Origin of the sequence: Shewanella fidelis ATCC BAA-318, from assembly GCF_000518605.1 — a bacterium.
In the GTDB taxonomy this organism is placed as follows: domain Bacteria; phylum Pseudomonadota; class Gammaproteobacteria; order Enterobacterales; family Shewanellaceae; genus Shewanella; species Shewanella fidelis.
The window spans coordinates 1-18,263 of sequence record NZ_JADX01000017.1; the positions used below are offsets into that span (position 1 = coordinate 1).

General features: G+C 41.7%; 12 protein-coding genes and 1 tRNA gene. 5 read left to right on the forward strand and 8 right to left on the reverse strand.

Annotated features, from left to right (window positions below; translation table 11 throughout):
• Positions 1–2 precede the first annotated feature (2 nt).
• A tRNA-Lys gene (locus tag L884_RS0108200) sits at positions 3–78 on the forward strand.
• 775 nt (positions 79–853) lie between these two features.
• Positions 854–2,014 carry a DcaP family trimeric outer membrane transporter gene (locus L884_RS0108205; RefSeq protein WP_028767041.1) on the forward strand — a complete coding sequence of 387 codons (1,161 nt, stop codon included), beginning with the start codon at positions 854–856 and terminating at the stop codon, positions 2,012–2,014.
• 53 nt (positions 2,015–2,067) lie between these two features.
• On the opposite strand, the gene L884_RS0108210 is transcribed toward L884_RS0108205, so the two are convergent.
• From L884_RS0108210 to acs, 3 genes are all read right to left on the reverse strand, one after another.
• Positions 2,068–2,334 (reverse strand): GrxA family glutaredoxin, encoded by a 267-nt coding sequence (locus L884_RS0108210; protein WP_028767042.1) that lies wholly within the window; start codon positions 2,332–2,334, stop codon positions 2,068–2,070.
• Between the two features lie 96 nt (positions 2,335–2,430).
• The gene (gene radD, locus L884_RS0108215; RefSeq protein WP_028767043.1) at positions 2,431–4,173 is read right to left on the reverse strand and encodes a DNA repair helicase RadD; all 1,743 of its coding nucleotides are present in this window, start codon (positions 4,171–4,173) and stop codon (positions 2,431–2,433) included.
• Between the two features lie 123 nt (positions 4,174–4,296).
• On the reverse strand, positions 4,297–6,249 hold the full coding sequence (gene acs, locus L884_RS0108220) for an acetate--CoA ligase (RefSeq protein WP_028767044.1): 1,953 nt from the start codon (positions 6,247–6,249) through the stop codon (positions 4,297–4,299).
• Positions 6,250–6,424: 175 nt separating this feature from the next.
• Here acs and L884_RS0108225 point away from each other — a divergent pair, with 175 nt between their 5' ends.
• A complete protein-coding gene (locus L884_RS0108225; protein ID WP_028767045.1) occupies positions 6,425–9,853 on the forward strand; it encodes a PAS domain-containing hybrid sensor histidine kinase/response regulator in 3,429 nt (1,142 codons plus the stop codon).
• A gap of 84 nt (positions 9,854–9,937) precedes the next feature.
• On the opposite strand, the gene L884_RS0108230 is transcribed toward L884_RS0108225, so the two are convergent.
• On the reverse strand, positions 9,938–10,270 hold the full coding sequence (locus L884_RS0108230) for a hypothetical protein (RefSeq protein ID WP_028767046.1): 333 nt from the start codon (positions 10,268–10,270) through the stop codon (positions 9,938–9,940).
• 332 nt (positions 10,271–10,602) lie between these two features.
• Here L884_RS0108230 and L884_RS0108235 point away from each other — a divergent pair, with 332 nt between their 5' ends.
• Positions 10,603–11,892 (forward strand): NAD(P)/FAD-dependent oxidoreductase, encoded by a 1,290-nt coding sequence (locus L884_RS0108235; RefSeq protein ID WP_028767047.1) that lies wholly within the window; start codon positions 10,603–10,605, stop codon positions 11,890–11,892.
• Positions 11,893–12,012: 120 nt separating this feature from the next.
• Here the strand turns inward: L884_RS0108235 and L884_RS0108240 are convergent, their stop codons facing one another.
• From L884_RS0108240 to ppsR, 4 genes are all read right to left on the reverse strand, one after another.
• Complete coding sequence (locus L884_RS0108240; protein WP_028767048.1) at positions 12,013–12,672, reverse strand: response regulator transcription factor; 660 nt, start codon at positions 12,670–12,672, stop codon at positions 12,013–12,015.
• Positions 12,673–13,002: 330 nt separating this feature from the next.
• The gene (locus L884_RS0108245; protein WP_028767049.1) at positions 13,003–13,431 is read right to left on the reverse strand and encodes an acyl-CoA thioesterase; all 429 of its coding nucleotides are present in this window, start codon (positions 13,429–13,431) and stop codon (positions 13,003–13,005) included.
• 222 nt (positions 13,432–13,653) lie between these two features.
• Positions 13,654–14,721 (reverse strand): 3-deoxy-7-phosphoheptulonate synthase, encoded by a 1,068-nt coding sequence (locus L884_RS0108250; protein WP_028767050.1) that lies wholly within the window; start codon positions 14,719–14,721, stop codon positions 13,654–13,656.
• Positions 14,722–14,909: 188 nt separating this feature from the next.
• Positions 14,910–15,722, reverse strand: coding sequence for a posphoenolpyruvate synthetase regulatory kinase/phosphorylase PpsR (gene ppsR / locus L884_RS0108255; RefSeq protein ID WP_028767051.1), 813 nt, complete (start codon positions 15,720–15,722; stop codon positions 14,910–14,912).
• 127 nt (positions 15,723–15,849) lie between these two features.
• On the opposite strand from ppsR, the gene ppsA reads away from it, so the two are divergent.
• Positions 15,850–18,219 (forward strand): phosphoenolpyruvate synthase, encoded by a 2,370-nt coding sequence (gene ppsA, locus L884_RS0108260; RefSeq protein WP_028767052.1) that lies wholly within the window; start codon positions 15,850–15,852, stop codon positions 18,217–18,219.
• The last annotated feature ends 44 nt before the right edge of the window (positions 18,220–18,263 follow it).

The window sequence follows — 18,263 nt, forward strand, 5'->3', positions numbered from 1 at the left end:
ATGGGTCGTTAGCTCAGTCGGTAGAGCAGTTGGCTTTTAACCAATTGGTCGAAGGTTCGAATCCTTCACGACCCACCATTCCTTTTATTTACTCCACTAAAAATATCCATTATCTCCACTAAAATATATTGAAGTGCTAATTTTTGAGTCTTAAGCATTTATCAGTGCTAGTTATCGGATTCTCACTTTTGCGTACATCAAATAGGTTATATTTTTATCACCTCATTCGCCTCCTTAATGCAACATAAAACCAATTAGTATAAGAAGTTGATCTACTCAGAGCGATTTTGGCAAACTAACTCAAGGCGAATAACTGAAAGAATGGTTGTTCCCTTGTGAAGTTATTTAACGCAGAGTAGGCAGCCAAAAGCGCTCCAGAATGGCGAGTTTTGGCGGCGCTGATCTTGCATTAACAAGCTTGAACGTAGAGTAACTATGCTCTTCACTCGTTGCCTTGTCTCCGTGCAGCTAAACTCTCGCTGAGCGACCATATCTTTATACTAATTTGTATAATACTTAGAGGTTCTTCTCTGGTTTTTTAGTGATCTTTCTAGACTAAAAAAACTTTAAGCAAATTTAAAATTAGATTTCTAAATTGTTATTCCCATTAACTGTCGATTTGTGAGATAGCGTGATTCAAGTTTATAGAATAAGAAATCGTGGTTAATAAGGCAGCTTTTAAGATGAGTTAACACTTTGTTTCATTCTTTACTAATATAAAGCAGGTGACTGAAATAGATATTCATTAGCATCTGGCGCAATACCTTTGTCTAATAGACCTATTGCTAATGTTGTCTAATTGTTAACTCGGTCATATTTAGTATGGATAATAAAAGTATCTGGGAGAAAGGGAATGAAACAAGCAAAGTTAACCTTAATTGGAGCAGCAATAGCAACAACTATAAGTGTTGGTGCACAAGCTGATACGGACTTTCAGTTTGGTGGATATGTTAAAGCAGATGTAATGTTTAGTGATTATAGCAATGGTGCTCCTGGCTCAGGCAGTTTATCACGGCAGTTTTATGTGCCTGGTACGATTTATGGTGATGCGAGTAATGGTAAACAGGTCGTTGATTTTCAAGCAAGAGAGTCTCGTTTTAACTTTAAAACATCGACAGATTTAAATGGGCATAAGTTGTCAGGTTTTATTGAGCTTGATTTTATGACGCATACTGATGGTAATGAACGAGTTTCCAACAGTTATTCCCCACGTATTCGTCAAGCCTTTATTAGTTTTGATAATTGGGCTGCAGGTCAAATGTGGACCACTTTCCAAAATCCTGGGGCATTGCCTGAAAACCTAGACTTTGTTGGTGCTGCTGATGGTACGCCGTTTGTTCGTCAAACTATGGTTAGATATACCAATGGTGGATTTCAGTTTTCAGCAGAAAACCCTGAAACAACACTAAATACATATCGGGATCCCAGCGGCACTCGTGTCACTAGTGGTAGTGGTATGATCCCCGACTTTGTTGCTCGTTATAATATGAAAACCGAAAGTGGTATGGCGTTTACTTTTGCAGGTATTGCAAGGCAGCTTAATATTGAAATGAACAAAGACACGGCTAACCCTATCGATGCTACTGAGTTTGGCTACGGAGTGAGCTTTACCGGTGTTATTCCTGTTGGTCAGGACGATATTAAGATGTCGGCAACTTATGGTGAAGGATTGGGGCGCTATATGGCGCTGAATTACGTTAATGCTGGTGTTTTGAATGGCAACGGTGATATAGAAACAATTGGTTCTTATGGTGGTTATATTTCTTATCGTCATTGGTGGAACGATAAGTGGAGAACGAGTATAACAGGTTCGGGTTTTAAGGCTGACAATAACGTTGATTTAAGTGGTAACAATGTCAATAAAGACTCTTACTCTGGCTATATTAATTTACTTTATTCACCTGTAAAGCCGTTAACGGTTGGTGTTGAATATATGTATGCTAAAAACACTAAGGAAAACGGTATGGATGGAGAGCTCAATCGAGTGATTTTCTCTATGAAGTATGTCCTTTAGTGAGTTTTAAAGTTAAAAAAGGAGGCAAATGCCTCCTTTTTTGAGTATAAAACTTAAGCTGCAGGCATTAAGTTGTTATCTCTAACGTACTGTTCAAACTCTGTACAGCCACCAATATGATCTTGGTCGACAAAAATCTGCGGCACAGTTGCAACTGGCTTACCTACTGTTTTCTCTAGATCAGCTTTACTGATCCCTTCTGCGTGAATGTCTACGTATCTGAATTTGAAATCATCACGCTTCTCAGTTAGCTGTTCAGCAACTTGCACTGCGCGAACACAATAAGGACACCCTGGACGACCGAAAATTACAACAAACATAATAGCTTCCTCAGTTTTATCTTGAGCACTTTATATCATAGCCTTTGCAATTGTTCTAATTGATAATCAAAGTTGAGCTAATCGTTTTAGCTAATTTCATTCAAAATTCGTTTTGTCTGTTTGATAGCGGCCCTTGTAATCAAATATTGTATCCATCAGCTCCCAACCCTTTTTGCCTTTTTTTAGTAACAATAAGTCGGGTTTTCTAAAAAGAGCTTGGTCATTAACAAGTTGTTCAGGCTCTGTATACTTTGGGTGTTTCATGCCTGGAGTGCGACTATGAGGTAATATGAATAAAGCAAAAAGTGCTCGAATTTGAGCTGGAGTCTGCATTTTGAAAAAGCGGCAAAAATCATTACCATCTAAATCAATATAACGTACTAATAATCGGTCTGGTTGAGCTTCAAGTAGCATACTTTGACACTTGAATAGGTGATGGTGCTTTTGTTGCAACACTTCTTTAAGACGTTTATCCGGGTCAACGAGCACGGATTGGCAATGTTGGCAGACTTTAGCTGCTATATCGTTTTCCTCTCCGCAGTTTGGGCATGACTTTGAGCGAAAACGAAAGTCGCATTGCTGTTTTATGCCTTCTTTTTCAACAATGGCTTGGCAGCGACGGCCAAAATGCTCAATGATGTCACCGTCATCGTCGGTTAAGCCCCAAAATATATTGGCAAAATCACAAACAGGGCAGTGTACCTGTACCGGTTTACACTTGGTATTTGGTTTTGGTTGACCAACTTCAGGGTAAAAAAGGTCGTAACCATTGGCTGCATAATCGATGACCAGACACTCAGCCTTATTTTTATCAATTCTTAACCCGCGACCGACCATTTGTTGAAATAGGCTGACAGAAGCTGTTGGGCGCAAAATAGCAATGAGATCGACATGGGGCGCGTCAAAGCCTGTAGTTAATACTGCTACGTTTACTAAATACTTTATTTTTTTAGCTTTGAACTCATTAATTAATCTATCGCGTTCTTCTCGAGATGTTTTCGCGGTAATGAGAGCGACCTGTTCTGATGCAAGTTTTTCGACAATTTCTTCAGCGTGTTTGACGGTTGCTGCAAAGATAATGATCCCTTGGCGACTGGCTCCGAAATCAATTAGTTGTTTGACTATTGCTGTCGTCGCTCGTCCGCAGTGATTAAGAATAGAGTTAACTTCATTCTCGTTATATTCACCAGTTGGTGAAGCTGTGAGATCACTAAAGTCGTATTGTGCGCTTAAGCCGTCGAACATTTTTGGTTGACTTAAAAAGCCTTGCTTAATAAGAGGGCGCATTGGTAACTCAAAAATACACTTTTCAAACACAGGTTTTTCGGTGTTACCAACTTTACCGTGATAGTGATGACGGTAGATCCAACCAAGATCTAATCGATAAGGGGTTGCTGTTAGCCCTAGCACTCTTAGTTTACTATTTTTTGATTTGAGATGAGTAAGTAGTAGTTGATATTGGCTATCTTCATCTGGGCTAACACGATGACATTCATCGATAATGACTAAGCTATATGGTTCATCAAATTGTGTCGGTTGTTTAACTGCCGATTGAATACTGGCAACAACTGTTTTGCCGTCAGTTGATTTTTGGTTAAGTCCAGCTGAATAAATTTTAGCTTGGGTTGTTAATAGGCCAACTTTCTCTGCGTTTTGAGCAACAAGTTCTTTGACATGGGTTAATACGAGTACTCGGCCTTTAGCAATTCGAGCAAGCTCTGCAATGACGATGCTTTTGCCTGCACCTGTAGGTAAGACTAAAACGGCGGAGTCGATGCTTGTCCTAAAATGGTTGATGGCCGCATCAACTGATTGTTGCTGATAATCTCTTAATTGCACACATTGGCCTAAGTTGATTTAAAACGTTATCTGAAATGATCCCATATTTGGGCTTAAACGGTAAACAAAAAAAGCCCCTCAAAGAGGGGCTAGGGATATTACACAATCAAATTGGTTTGTTGCTTATTCACTGCGATTTAATCGCGTTTCAATAAGTGTGTCGATAACAGCTGGATCAGCGAGTGTTGAAGAGTCTCCTAGGTTTGTAACCTCATTCGCTGCGATCTTACGTAGGAAGCGGCGCATGATTTTACCTGAACGAGTCTTAGGTAATCCGCCAGCCCACTGGATAAGATCTGGTGTCGCTAACGCCCCAATCTCTTTTCGTACCCATTGACGAAGTTCTTGACGAAGTTCTTCTGTTTCCACTGTGCCTTTAGTTAAGGTCACATAAGCATAAATACCTTGTCCTTTAATATCGTGTGGGTAGCCAACGACGGCAGCTTCTGCAACTTGCTCATGAGCAACAAGTGCACTTTCAACTTCTGCTGTACCAAGGCGGTGGCCTGAAACGTTAATAACGTCATCAACACGGCCTGTGATCCAGTAATAACCATCTTCATCTCGTTTGGCACCATCACCAGTAAAGTACATGCCTCTAAAGGTTTTAAAATACGTTAGTACAAAGCGGTCGTGATCGCCATATACAGTGCGCATTTGTCCTGGCCATGAATCTAGAATAACTAAGTTACCTTCGGCTGCACCTTCTACAATATTACCCATGTTATCAACAAGGGCAGGTTGAACACCAAAGAATGGACGAGTTGCTGAGCCCGGCTTTGTGTCTGTTGCACCGGGAAGTGGGCTAATCAGAATACCGCCAGTTTCGGTTTGCCACCAAGTATCAACAATCGGACATTTTTCATGACCAATTACATCGTTATACCAACGCCAAGCTTCAGGATTAATCGGTTCGCCAACTGAGCCCATAATGCGTAAAGAGCTACCATCGAAACCGGCGAACTGCTCTTTGCCTTCAGCCATCAGAGCGCGAATAAGTGTTGGAGCTGTGTATAGAATATTAACCTTGTGGCGGTCAATCATTTCACCAAGGCGGGCAGGACTTGGGTAATTTGGTACACCCTCATGGATAAGCACTGTTGCACCGTTTGCAAGAGGGCCGTATACCATATAAGAGTGACCCGTGATCCAACCTACATCCGCAGTACACCAGTAAACTTCGTTTTCTTTATAATCAAAAACATACTCATGGGTCATTGCAGCGTACACCATGTAACCACCGGTAGTGTGGAGTACGCCTTTAGGGTTGCCGGTAGAGCCTGAAGTATAAAGTAAGAAAAGTGGATCTTCTGCGCCCATCTCTTCAGCAACACAATGCTCTGAAGCGGTTTCCATTAATGACTCCCACCAGATATCGCGGCCTTCAACCCAATTGATATCGCCGCCAGTGCGCTTCATTACAATGACTTTTTCAATACAGTTAACATCTGGGTGAGATAAAGCTTGGTCAATATTGGCTTTAAGTGGAATAATTCGACCGCCGCGAACACCTTCGTCTGCGGTGATCACAATTTTCGAATTACCATCAATTACCCGAGAAGCGATTGAGTCTGGAGAAAAGCCACCAAACACAACAGAGTGAATGGCACCAATTCGAGCGCACGCAAGCATAGCGACTGCCGCTTCAGGCACCATAGGCATATATACAGTAACAACATCTCCGCGGCGAACCCCTTGGCTACGCAAAGCATTAGCAAATTTACATACCTCTGCATGTAATTCGCCATAGGTCAGTGTGCGCTGATCGTTCGCGTCGTCGCCTTCCCAGATAATAGCCAATTTATCTGCATTGTTTTCTAAGTGTCTGTCGAGGCAGTTCGCTGATGCGTTGAGGGTTCCGTCTTCAAACCATTTGATAAATAAATTGTGGTCGTCAAAAGAAGTTTGTTTAACCTTAGTAAAAGGTTTTATCCAGTCGATGCGGTTGCCGTGTTCTCTCCAGAAACCTTCAGGGTTGACTATCGACTCCTGATACATTTTTTTATATTGTTCATCGTTTACAAGTGCATTTGCAGCGATGTCACTTGGTACTTTGTAGAGAGACTGCATGCTCATTGGGCTTCCCTTATCTAATAATGCGTAGGCTGAGTATGAATTGGGAACGACCTCTTTCTCTATTAGACCTTGGTCTAGTACGATAATTTCCTTATTTTTTAAATGGTTGTAATTTTAATTTGGCTGGATTTTATGCAGGTTTTACCGCAAAATAGTTCAAAAAAATGAGAATCCTATGAATTTAACCGTGTTAGTTGGCTCGATTGCCATCGTCTATGTGTTATTGCTGTTTTTACTGGCGTGGGGAGCTGAACGTTGGTTTAGCGGGGTGACAAAGCGATTGCAGACGTGGATATATGGCTTGAGCTTGGCCGTATATTGTTCGTCATGGAGCTTTCTAGGTACAGTTGGTCAGTCAGCACAAGACCTATGGTCTTTTTTACCTATCTTTATTGGTCCTATTGTTATTTTCGTTTTGGGCTTTAGCTTATTACGTAAAATGGTGATTGTGTCTAAAGCGCAAAATATTACTTCTGTAGCGGACTTTATCGCTGCTCGTTATGGCAAGTCGCAACTGCTTGCTGCGATCGTAACCCTAATTGCTTTATTTGGGATAATGCCCTATATCGCACTGCAGCTGAAAGCGATGGTATTTAGCCTCAATTTGTTCCAGCCAGATGGGGCGCTATTCGATGGCGCTAAAGTATCATTAATTATCACTGCAATCCTCGCGGTATTCGCTATCTTATTTGGAACTCGTAAGCTTGATGCTACCGAACATAATCCTGGGATGATGTTAGCTATTGCCTTTGAATCTTTGGTGAAGCTAGGGGCATTTTTACTGGTTGGCTTGGTGATTAGTTTCGGCGTATTTGATGGCTTTTCTGATATTTGGCAGCAGGCTGCCGATAAAAACTTAATTAACAATCCTAATATTCGTCTAGAAGCATTAACGCCTGAGTTGTTAGTCGGGATGGCGGCATTTTTGTGTATGCCAAGGCAGTTTCATGTCATGATGGTCGAATGTGAAAACGAAAAAACTATTATAAAAGCCCGCTGGTTATTTCCTTTATATTTATTACTTTTTGGCATGTTTGTCGCCCCTTTAGCGTTGGCTGGTAAATTACTACTCGGGGACGGCGTTGCGGCAGATACTTATGTTATAAACCTTCCTTTAGCACTTGATCAAACTTGGCTCGCAGTAGTTGCTTTATTGGGAACATTGTCGGCAGCTACGGGAATGGTGATCGTTGCGGTGGTAACCATTAGCGTTATGGTTAGTAACGAGTGGCTAGTCCCATTAATGTTGCGCACAGGGCAAATTAAGGCGCGGAATTTTAGCCAATTTTCGCAGCTGCTTTTAAATGCTCGCCGCTTGGCCATCATGCTTATTCTTGGCTTAGGTTATTTTAGTTACCTATCTTTTATGGATAACGACTCGTTATCGTCATTAGGTATGTTGTCATTTGGCGCTTTTGCCCAGCTAGCTCCAGCGCTAATAGGTGGCATGTATTGGAAGCATGGCAATCGCAGTGGTGTGTTGCTTGGGTTAACAGTGGGCTTTGGCTGTTGGTGTTATATTCTAATGCAAGGTGCGGTAAATTCACCGTCAATCGTAACGGCAGAGTTCGCATTGCTTGAATCCATTACACCCAATGTGCGTGATATTCTTATCGCATTACTAGCTAATAGTGCATGTTATATGCTGGGTTCTGTTTGGTTTAGGGCTGGTGTTGCTGAGCGCATGCAAGCTAGTGCTTTTGTCACTCCAGGACAATTGAAAAAAGGTCCTAACCGTAAAAATGCACCCGTCTCTCAACAAGACTTATTAATATTAGCTAGCCGTTTTGTCAGCCCTACACGTGCTTATGAGAGTTTTTCCTCTTTTTCAGAAGAAGCGGTAAAAAGCGACAGTTGGCATAAAGCCGCGCCACCGGAGCTTATTGCTCATACCGAACATATGCTAGCAGGCGTTTTAGGCGCATCGAGTGCATCACTTGTACTGGACTCTGTTCTTCAGGGCAGAGATTTAGCCTTAGATGAAGTATTTAGCTTAGTTGATGAAGCCTCATCAAAAATCATTTTAAGTCAAGATATGCTTAGAGGCGCGATTGAGCATGCCTATGAGGGCATGAGTGTCGTGGATAAAGATCTCAACCTCGTTGCTTGGAATTACAAATACGCCGAATTGTATAATTACCCAGACAACTTTTTACAGGCCGGAATGCCGATCAGCGAAGTTGTACGTTTTAATGCTGAGCGAGGTTACTGTGGGCCTGGTGACATTGAGGAACAAGTACAGAAACGCGTTCAGCATATGCGAAACGGTACAGCTCATGTGTCAGAGCGCCAGCGAGACGACGGTAAAGTGATAAAAATTCAAGGTAACCCAATGCCTAGTGGCGGCTTTGTTATGACGTTTACCGATATCACCCAATATCGATTACAAGCTAAAGCGTTGCAGGAGGCAAATGAAACGCTAGAGGCGAGGGTGCAGGAACGCACTTACGAATTGGCTATGCTCAATAGCCAACTGCTTGAATCAAAAGCTCAAGAAGAAATGGCTAACGCTTCAAAGAGCCGATTTTTAGCTGCAGTTGGTCATGACTTGATGCAACCACTGAATGCCGCAAGGTTATTTACAGCGTCGCTTTCTCAATACCCTAATTTGGATCAAGAGGGTAAAACTACGCTAAATCATGTTAATAGCTCACTAAAAATAGCAGGGGAGTTACTTACTGATCTGCTTGATATTTCTAAACTAGATTCAGGAATGGTTGATGTTAATCGTAGAGATTTTGCCATAGCTGATCTTTTAGATGGCTTAGCTGTAGAGTTTGATGCCATGGCGAAAGATAATGCAATTAAGTTTAGCTTCGTTGCGAGTTCAGTCACCATTAATTCAGATCCAAGTTTACTACGTCGAGTTTTGCAAAACTTCTTAACTAATGCCTATCGATATGCCAAAGGAAACCGGGTGTTGTTGGGTTGTCGTCATAGAGGTTCGGAGATCGAAATTCAAGTAATCGATACTGGTTGTGGCATTGACGAGAGTGAGACATCTGAGATTTTTAAAGAGTTTAAACGTTTAGATAACCCTGAAAGCAAAAGTGTTAGTGGTTTGGGCTTAGGGCTTGCCATTGCTGATCGTATAAGCCGAGTATTATCCCATGATATATATGTTAGCTCTGAGCTAGGTAGGGGGTCTGTTTTCTCGATTAGGGTACCTTTAGGTGAAAAGAATACCGCGCCTAAAGCCAAAAAAGCGCCTTCGCTTCAACAACCTTTAGCTGGTGTGAAAGTACTGTGTATTGATAATGAGGAAGCAATTCTTGCAGGTCTTGAGAGTTTGCTTAGTCGTTGGCAGTGTGAGGTAATTTGTGCAAAAGATCTCTCTGATGCCAGAATTAAGTTAGGTTTAAAAGGATTGGCACCTGACATCGTGTTAGCGGACTATCATTTAGATGATGGTCAGAATGGTGTAGATGCTATGGACGGTATTCGAAGCCTTTATGGCGAGCATTTACCTGGGATCCTCATCACTGCAAATACCCGTAAAGACTTGATTGAAGACATTCAAAGAAGGGGCTACCACTATATGGCTAAAATGGTAAAACCTGCGGCACTGAGGGCATTAATCTCGAGCTTAGTGAAAAAAAGTTAGTTCGGGTAAAAGTGAAGCAGGTATGCTAATAGCGTAGCTGTTTCACTTTTACTGTGTATAGCGAGGTACCAATTTTTGGGTTGATTATTCAACTTTAACTGGTGTTAAGCCTTTATTTCTCGACTCTACAGCGCTTTCTACATCAAAGCCACCTGTCTTCCAGCTTTTGGCTTCTTCAGGGTTAAAAGACTGGCTATTCCAGCTTTGGGCACTTTCTAAATTAAAACCTTCTTTTGACCAGCTACTTGATTGTTTGGCATCAAACCCTGCCTTTTTCCAAGCTTGAGCTTGTTCTGCGTTAAAACCAATTTCTTTCCATTCTGCAATATCTCTTTCTGACATCCCCTTCCATGTAGCAGGAGAAGATGCACAGGCACTAAGGATTAGAACAATGAGTGCGATACCGAGGTTTTTCATGTTAGTTTCCTTTGATTTTCAATAGGTTTAGCGATCTCAAAACGTAAGTACAACTGCACGCTGACGGTCCAAAACAAATAATTTAGTATTTGATAACTTAGACATACACTATTGAAGATAGTAGGTGAACCTAAGCTCGACAAGTAACTGTTGCTAATAGAGTAAATAGATTTACTTCCTAGCTAAGTTGATAATGTCAGAATAATGAGTCGTTGTTGAAAGGCGTATTTTCAAGTCTTGACCAGTCTTATTTTGAGTGGATATACTGAACATTAGTTTAATTTTGTAAAATATATAAAACAACAATAATAAAATACTCAAAAGGAATGACCATGTCCGAACCACGCTGCAACTCTTATTACAACGCAACAATTAATCATGAAACGGAGTTTCCGGAGTTAAAGGAAGAGATTAGAGTCGATGTTGTGATTGTTGGCGGTGGTTTTACTGGTGTTGCAACAGCACTAGAGCTGAGCGAGAAAGGCTACAAAGTAGCACTACTTGAGGCGAATAAAATCGGCTGGGGGGCTACTGGGCGTAATGGTGGCCAGGTTACCGGAAGCCTTTCCGGAGATGAAGCCATGACTAGGCAACTCCGAAAACGAATTGGTAGTGATGCCGAACAATATGTTTGGAATATGCGTTGGCGTGGGCATGACATCATTAAAGAACGAGTAAAAAAATATGATATTGCTTGCGATTTGAAGTTTGGCCATATTCACACAGCATATAAGTACAGTCACTTAAAACTGCTTGATAAAACCTATGCCGAAGCTTGCCAACGAGGAATGGAAGGTGACTTAGCTATGCTTACCAAATCTGAATTAGATGAGTATGTTAATACGCCTTTGTACCATGGTGGGTTACTTAATAGACGTAATATGCATCTTCATTCCGTAAACCTTTGTATTGGTGAAGCAAGGGCGGCTGAGAGTTTAGGGGCATTGATTTTTGAGCATTCTGCTGTTTTAAACATTGAAGACGGATCATTAGCAAAGGTAACCACAGCCAAAGGAAAAGTGATTGCTAACCGTGTGGTTATTGCTGGTAATGCCTATCATAAACTTGCTCGTAAAAAATTACGTGGCATGTTGTTTCCTGCATCATTAGGCAATTGTGCTACAACCCAGTTGTCTGAAGAACTTGCGATGAGTTTAATCCCTCAAGATGTCGCGGTTTACGATACACGCTTTGTGCTTGATTATTACCGATTAACAGCTGATAACCGTTTGATGTTTGGCGGCGGCACCAATTATTCTGGACGGGAATCTAAGGATGTTACTAAAGAATTGCGACCCGCTCTTGAACGAACCTTTCCTCAGCTTAAGGGGATAGATATTGAATTCGGTTGGACTGGTATGGCGGGGATAGTACTTAACCGTATTCCTCAATTGGGCAAAGTATCGCCAAATGTTTATTACTGCCAAGGCTATTCTGGTCATGGTGTTGCGACTTCTCATATTATGGCAGAGATTGTGGCCAATGCCGTAGCGGGTGAATTACATGAATTTGACCTATTTGCTCAGATGTCTCACTACCGTATTCCACTGAATGAGTGGTTTGGTAATCAAGCACTTGCGCTGGGTATGATGTATTACAAGGTGATGGAAAACTTTCGATAAAGCGATAGTGAAAAGTGATATAGGTCAAGCTGTTATCTACTAGTTATAAAGATCCGCTGCAATAATTTGTCAGCGGATCCTGTTAAAGTAGAGAGGGGGAAAGCCAAACAAGGTGTAGACTTAAATGTCGACCTTTTCCATTTCTAATTGTTGTAGTGCAATAACAGCTTGGGTTCGGTTTCTGACACCAAGCTTTCTAAATATCGCAGTAGCATGCGCCTTAATCGTCGCCTCAGAGACACCTAAATCATAGGCTATTTGTTTGTTGAGTAAACCTTCGGCAAACATCTGTAGTACTTTATATTGCTGTGGAGTCAGATCCGCAAGTTTCGCCGCCATCTGATCCGTTTCATCTTCATTTATTTCTTGTAGTTCAACGCCCTGTGGTAACCACACATCACCAAATAATACTGCTTCTAGCGCTTCTGCGAGGGTTTCCATCGAAGATGACTTTGGAATAAAGCCTGAGCTACCGTAATGAATTGCTCGGCTAATAGTTAGGTTGTCTTCATGGGCTGATATGACAACAACTGGTAAGTCTTGGAAGTGAGTTCGCAAATGGATCAGTGTTGAATAGCCATGTGATCCCGGCATTTGCAGATCGAGCAACACAGCATCATATTCAACGTCATCATTTTCTAATAAGCTTTGTAGTGCTTCAGCACTATCAGCTTCAAACCACTGAGTATTCGTAAATTCAGACGATAGGGCTTGTCTAAGAGCATTACGAAATAGCGGATGGTCATCAGCAATAATTATATTTAAATTTTCAGGCTTCATGGCTTTGTAAGGTTGTATTGGTTGCACGTGAAGATAGTTCAATGTAACAGATAAATGACAAGCTATTCCATGGCTTTTCTGCTTAAAAGTTACTATTTGTTAAAATAATTGCAGAAGTTAGACTTTGGTCTATGGCAGCAAGTGGGGTGAGGTTTTGTTAAATTACATTCGAGATCAAGCTGTAGATACAATCTGTTAATGGGGATGGCTTGCAACGAAAAGTGCCTGATATTCCCCTCAATATGTATATCAAAGTTTAAGGTTTAATTTATAGAGCACATTAATTGCTTAAACTTTGATATACATGTGCAATGAGATTATCTACTCACATTAACTGTGAGGCGGCCAAACTGCTGTAGGCTTTCTATTTTCGTCAACAGCAACAAAGGTAAATACGCCTCGAATAGCATGATCTCGCTGGTCTTGATACATATCTTCAACGAAAATATTTACTTCTACTTTAATTGATGTGTTACCCACATGGATCACACGAGCAATAATTTCAGCTAAGGTTCCGGCCGGAATAGGCTTATTAAAATCAATTCTATCCGAGCTAACTGTGACTAAGGTCTTACGGCAAAAACGCGTAGCCGCAATAAATGCAGTCTCGTCCATCCAAGCTAATGCTTCACCACCAAACAAGGTGTTATGGTGATTGGTAATTGATGGGAATACGGCTTTTATTACTCGAGCTTCAGATTGTTCAATTCTAAGGGCAACTTCTTCAGAAAAAACTTGTGGGTCTTGCGACAATGGCATACGGCAACCTGTGGTTATGCATTTAAAAGAGACGAGATTATAGCCGTTTTTGTCATTTTATAACAGATTAGGTACAAGTGTATTAGTCGATTGATATGATCGTAACAGAAGCTTGAGCTTGATTTGGTGGCATTTTCGGAAGAAAAAAAACGCATTGCTTGAATGGAGCAGTGCGTTTTAAATAGGTTTGCTAACATCAGTGCTAGCAATATAACTGAGTTGTTATTTTTGCTTTAGCAATTCAATTCTTGCTCGAGAAGCCTTAGCAAGATCGCTTAATAAGACTTTTGAATCTTCCCAGTCTATACAGGCATCGGTAATGCTCTTACCGTAAACAAGCTCTTCACCAGCAACCACTTTTTGGTTACCTTCTTCGATAAAGCTTTCAGCCATAATGCCTGCAATTGAGGTAGAACCTTGTGCCATTTGCTGCATAATTGAATCAGCAACGTTGAGCTGCTCTTTATGCATCTTACGGCTATTACCATGGCTAAAGTCAACTACCATACGTTGGGTTACGCCGACACTTTCAAGCTGTGCAGCAGCTCTCTTAATATCTTCGGCATGATAGTTTGGCTCTTTACCACCACGTAAAATAATGTGTCCAAATGGGTTGCCGTGTGTACGGTATACCGCCATGGCACCATCTTTATCTGGAGAGTAGAAGATATGAGGAGCTTGCGCCGCGCGAACGGCATCGACAGCAATATCAATACTGCCATTGGTACCATTCTTAAACCCAACAGGACAAGACAGAGCCGATGCCATTTCTCGGTGGATTTGGCTTTCTGTTGTGCGTGCACCGATCGCACCCCAAGTGATTAAATCTGCAATATACTGACCATTCACCATATCTAAAAACTCAGTTGCAATAGGTAACTTAAGTTCGGTGATTTGTTGCAGTAAATGACGCGCTTTACGTAAGCCTTTGTTTGGACTGAAACTGCCATCGAGATCTGGATCTGAGATTAATCCTTTCCAGCCTACAGTTGTGCGTGGCTTTTCAAAATACACTCGCATCAAGATGCATAAATCATCTTTGTACTGCTGATGAAGCTTGGCTAAGCGTTGAGCATAATCAAGTGCTGCTTCTGTGTCGTGGATTGAACAAGGGCCAATGATTACCAGTAGGCGTTGATCTTCACCACTGATAATCGCCTCAACTTCACGGCGTTGCTGAACAAGGTAGTCAGCGGCATCTTGAGTTAAAGGGTATTCAGAAGCGAGTTGTGCAGGTGAAATTACCTTACATAAAAGGGAAGTGCGTAGTTCGTCTGTTTTAATGGTCATTCACAATACCGAGCGTTCGTGTGGCTTTCGCCTTAATTACTCGGATTATAACTAATAGTTAGCCTATGCACAGTGTCAATTACCCTAAAATTGGCGCAAATTTTGTCTATATCGATATTTATTTGATATAAATTAAAGGCTTTTAGGCTTAAAAGCCTTTAATTTAACAACGTCACTGTTGAGTAAGTTTAGAACATATGACGTTCTAATCCTGTTGCTTCAATGATCTTAGTGGCAATCTCTTCGACTGAATGATTAGTCGTGTTAACAAAGGGAATACGCTCACGCTTGTACATCATTTCGACTTCTTTCACTTCTATACGGCATTGACGTAGAGAAGAGTAGCGACTGTTTGACATACGGCTTTGGCGGATCTCATGTAATCTTTCAGGATCGATAGTCAATCCAAATAATTTAGCCTTATTGCGTTTTAGTGCATCAGGCAGTTTTAAGTTATCCATATCATCTTCAGTAAATGGGTAGTTCGCAGCTTTAATACCGAATTGCATAGATAGATATAGGCTAGATGGGGTTTTACCGCAGCGCGATACACCGAGCAGGATTAGATCGGCTTTATCCATATGTTTCATGGTTTGGCCATCATCATTTTCCATGGCGTAGTTAATCGCATCAATACGCGCTTCGTATCCTTCATTCGTTTTGCCATGGGTGCGATGCAGTGCTGGAGCAGCAGCAACACCTAGTTGTTTTTCTAATGGCGCGACAAAAGTGTTCAAAAAGTCATAATCTAAGCCTTCGCTGCTATAAATGACATCTCTAATCTCAGGTTTAACGATAGAATGGAAAACTAACGGTCGTTCACCTGTTGTAATAAAACAATCATTTATTTGCGCTTTTACCGCTTCAGCTTTTGCTATTGTTTCAACAAATGGAATTGTAAGTGCATCAAATTCAAGCGGAAACTGCGATAGCACTGCATGACCAAACACCTCAGCTGTGATCGCTGTCCCATCTGAGATATAGAATACTTTACGTAACATTTTGACCTCTTGTAGTAATAAAATTACAAATAAAATTATACATTTACGCTTGTTGCCATGGAGTGTAAGATGCCCTTGCTCTCGTGTGAAGAGCCACACTAAAAATATACTTGCGGAGATAAAAACTGTGCAGCAATACGTACTCTGGTATCAAGAATTAGGCATGGGCGATGTTAACAAGGTAGGCGGTAAAAACGCTTCCCTTGGTGAGATGATTAGCAATCTATCAAATGCAGGCGTTCAAGTGCCTGGCGGATTTGCAACAACATCTTTTGCGTTCAATGAATTTCTTGAACAAAGTGGACTTAACCAGAAGATATACGAAATACTAGAATCCCTAGATGTAGATGACGTGAACGCACTCGCTACAGCCGGTGCACAGATTAGACAGTGGGTAATCGATACCCCATTCCATCCAGAATTTGAGCAAGCGGTTCGTGAAGCGTACGAAAAGCTAAGCTCTGAAACAACAGACGCATCTTTTGCAGTGCGTTCTTCTGCAACTGCTGAAGATATGCCTGACGCATCATTTGCGGGCCAACAAGAAACTTTCCTTAACGTTAAGGGTTATGAAGCTGTACTTGAAGCAACTAAGCATGTATTTGCTTCTTTGTTCAATGACCGTGCTATTTCATACCGTGTTCACCAAGGCTATGACCATAAAGGCGTTGCATTGTCTGCTGGTATTCAGCGCATGGTACGCTCAGACAAAGCCGCTTCAGGTGTCATGTTCACCATGGACACTGAGTCTGGCAACAATGATGTAGTATTCATTACTTCTTCATTTGGTTTAGGCGAAATGGTTGTTCAAGGTGCAGTTAACCCTGATGAGTTTTATGTTCATAAGCCAACACTTGTAGCAGGTCATAAAGCCGTTGTACGCCGCAATATCGGCAGTAAGCTTATCCAAATGGTGTATTCAGACGATGAATCACATGGTAAGCAAGTTAAGATTGAAGACATTGCAGCAGATAAGCGCCGTGAATTCTCTATTAATGATGCTGAAGTACAAGAGTTAGCTAAACAAGCAATGACTATCGAGAAGCACTACGGCCGTCCAATGGACATCGAATGGGCTAAAGATGGTAACGACGGTAAGTTGTATATTGTTCAAGCTCGCCCTGAAACTGTTCGCTCTCGTGAAGATGTTCAGTTAATTGAGCGTTACCACCTTAAAACTCAAGGTGAAGTCCTTTCTGAGGGACGTGCAATTGGTCATAAGATTGGTAAAGGTATCGCTAAGGTGCTTAAGTCAATCGATGATATGGATCAAATTCAACCAGGTGATGTGTTAGTTACAGATATGACAGATCCTGATTGGGAACCAATCATGAAGCGTGCAAGCGCTATTGTTACTAACCGTGGTGGCCGTACTTGTCACGCTGCGATTATTGCTCGTGAACTAGGTGTACCAGCTGTTGTTGGTTGTGGCGATGTCACTGACCATATTCAAAGCGGTCAAGAGATCACTGTATCTTGTGCTGAAGGTGACACAGGTTACATTTACAGTGGTTTACAAGAGTTTGATGTCGTTTCTTCACGCGTTGATGCCATGCCTGAGCTACCAATGAAGATCACGATGAACGTGGGTAACCCTGACAGAGCGTTTGACTTTGCTCGTTTACCTAACGAAGGTGTAGGTCTTGCGCGTCTTGAGTTTATTATCAACCGTATGATCGGTATTCACCCTAAAGCTTTGCTTGAGTTCAACGACCAAACCGCTGAACTACAGCAAGAGATCCACGAGATGATCGCGGGTTATGAGTCTCCAGTTGAATACTATGTAGCACGTCTTGTTGAAGGTATTGCAACTATCGGTTCTGCTTTCCACCCGAAGAAAGTGATTGTTCGTATGTCAGACTTTAAGTCAAACGAATACGCTAACTTAGTGGGTGGTGACCGTTACGAACCTGAAGAAGAAAACCCAATGTTGGGCTTCCGCGGTGCTAGCCGTTATATCTCTGAGTCGTTCCGCGATTGTTTTGCTTTAGAGTGTGAAGCGATTAAGCGTGTTCGTAATGATATGGGTCTGAAGAATGTTGAAATCATGATCCCATTCGTACGTACGCTTGATGAAGCTGCACAAGTGATTGAGCTACTTAAAGAGCAAGGTCTAGAGCGCGGCAAAGATGGTTTACGCGTTATCATGATGTGTGAGCTGCCTTCAAACGCATTACTCGCTGAACAGTTCCTTGAGTACTTCGATGGCTTCTCAATTGGCTCTAACGATTTAACTCAGTTAACCCTAGGTCTTGACCGAGATTCAGGCATTATTAGTCACCTATTCGATGAGCGTAATGAAGCGGTTAAAGCGTTACTTGCTCTTGCGATTAAAGCGGCCAAAGCTAAAGGCGCTTACGTGGGGATTTGTGGTCAAGGACCATCGGATCACCCAGACTTTGCGGCATGGTTGGTAGAGCAAGGGATCGACACAGTATCTCTTAACCCAGATACCGTTATTGATACTTGGTTATACCTTGCAGAAGCACACGCATAACAGTGTTTATCGCCGTTAAAATGAATAGTTAAATCTGCGTGATT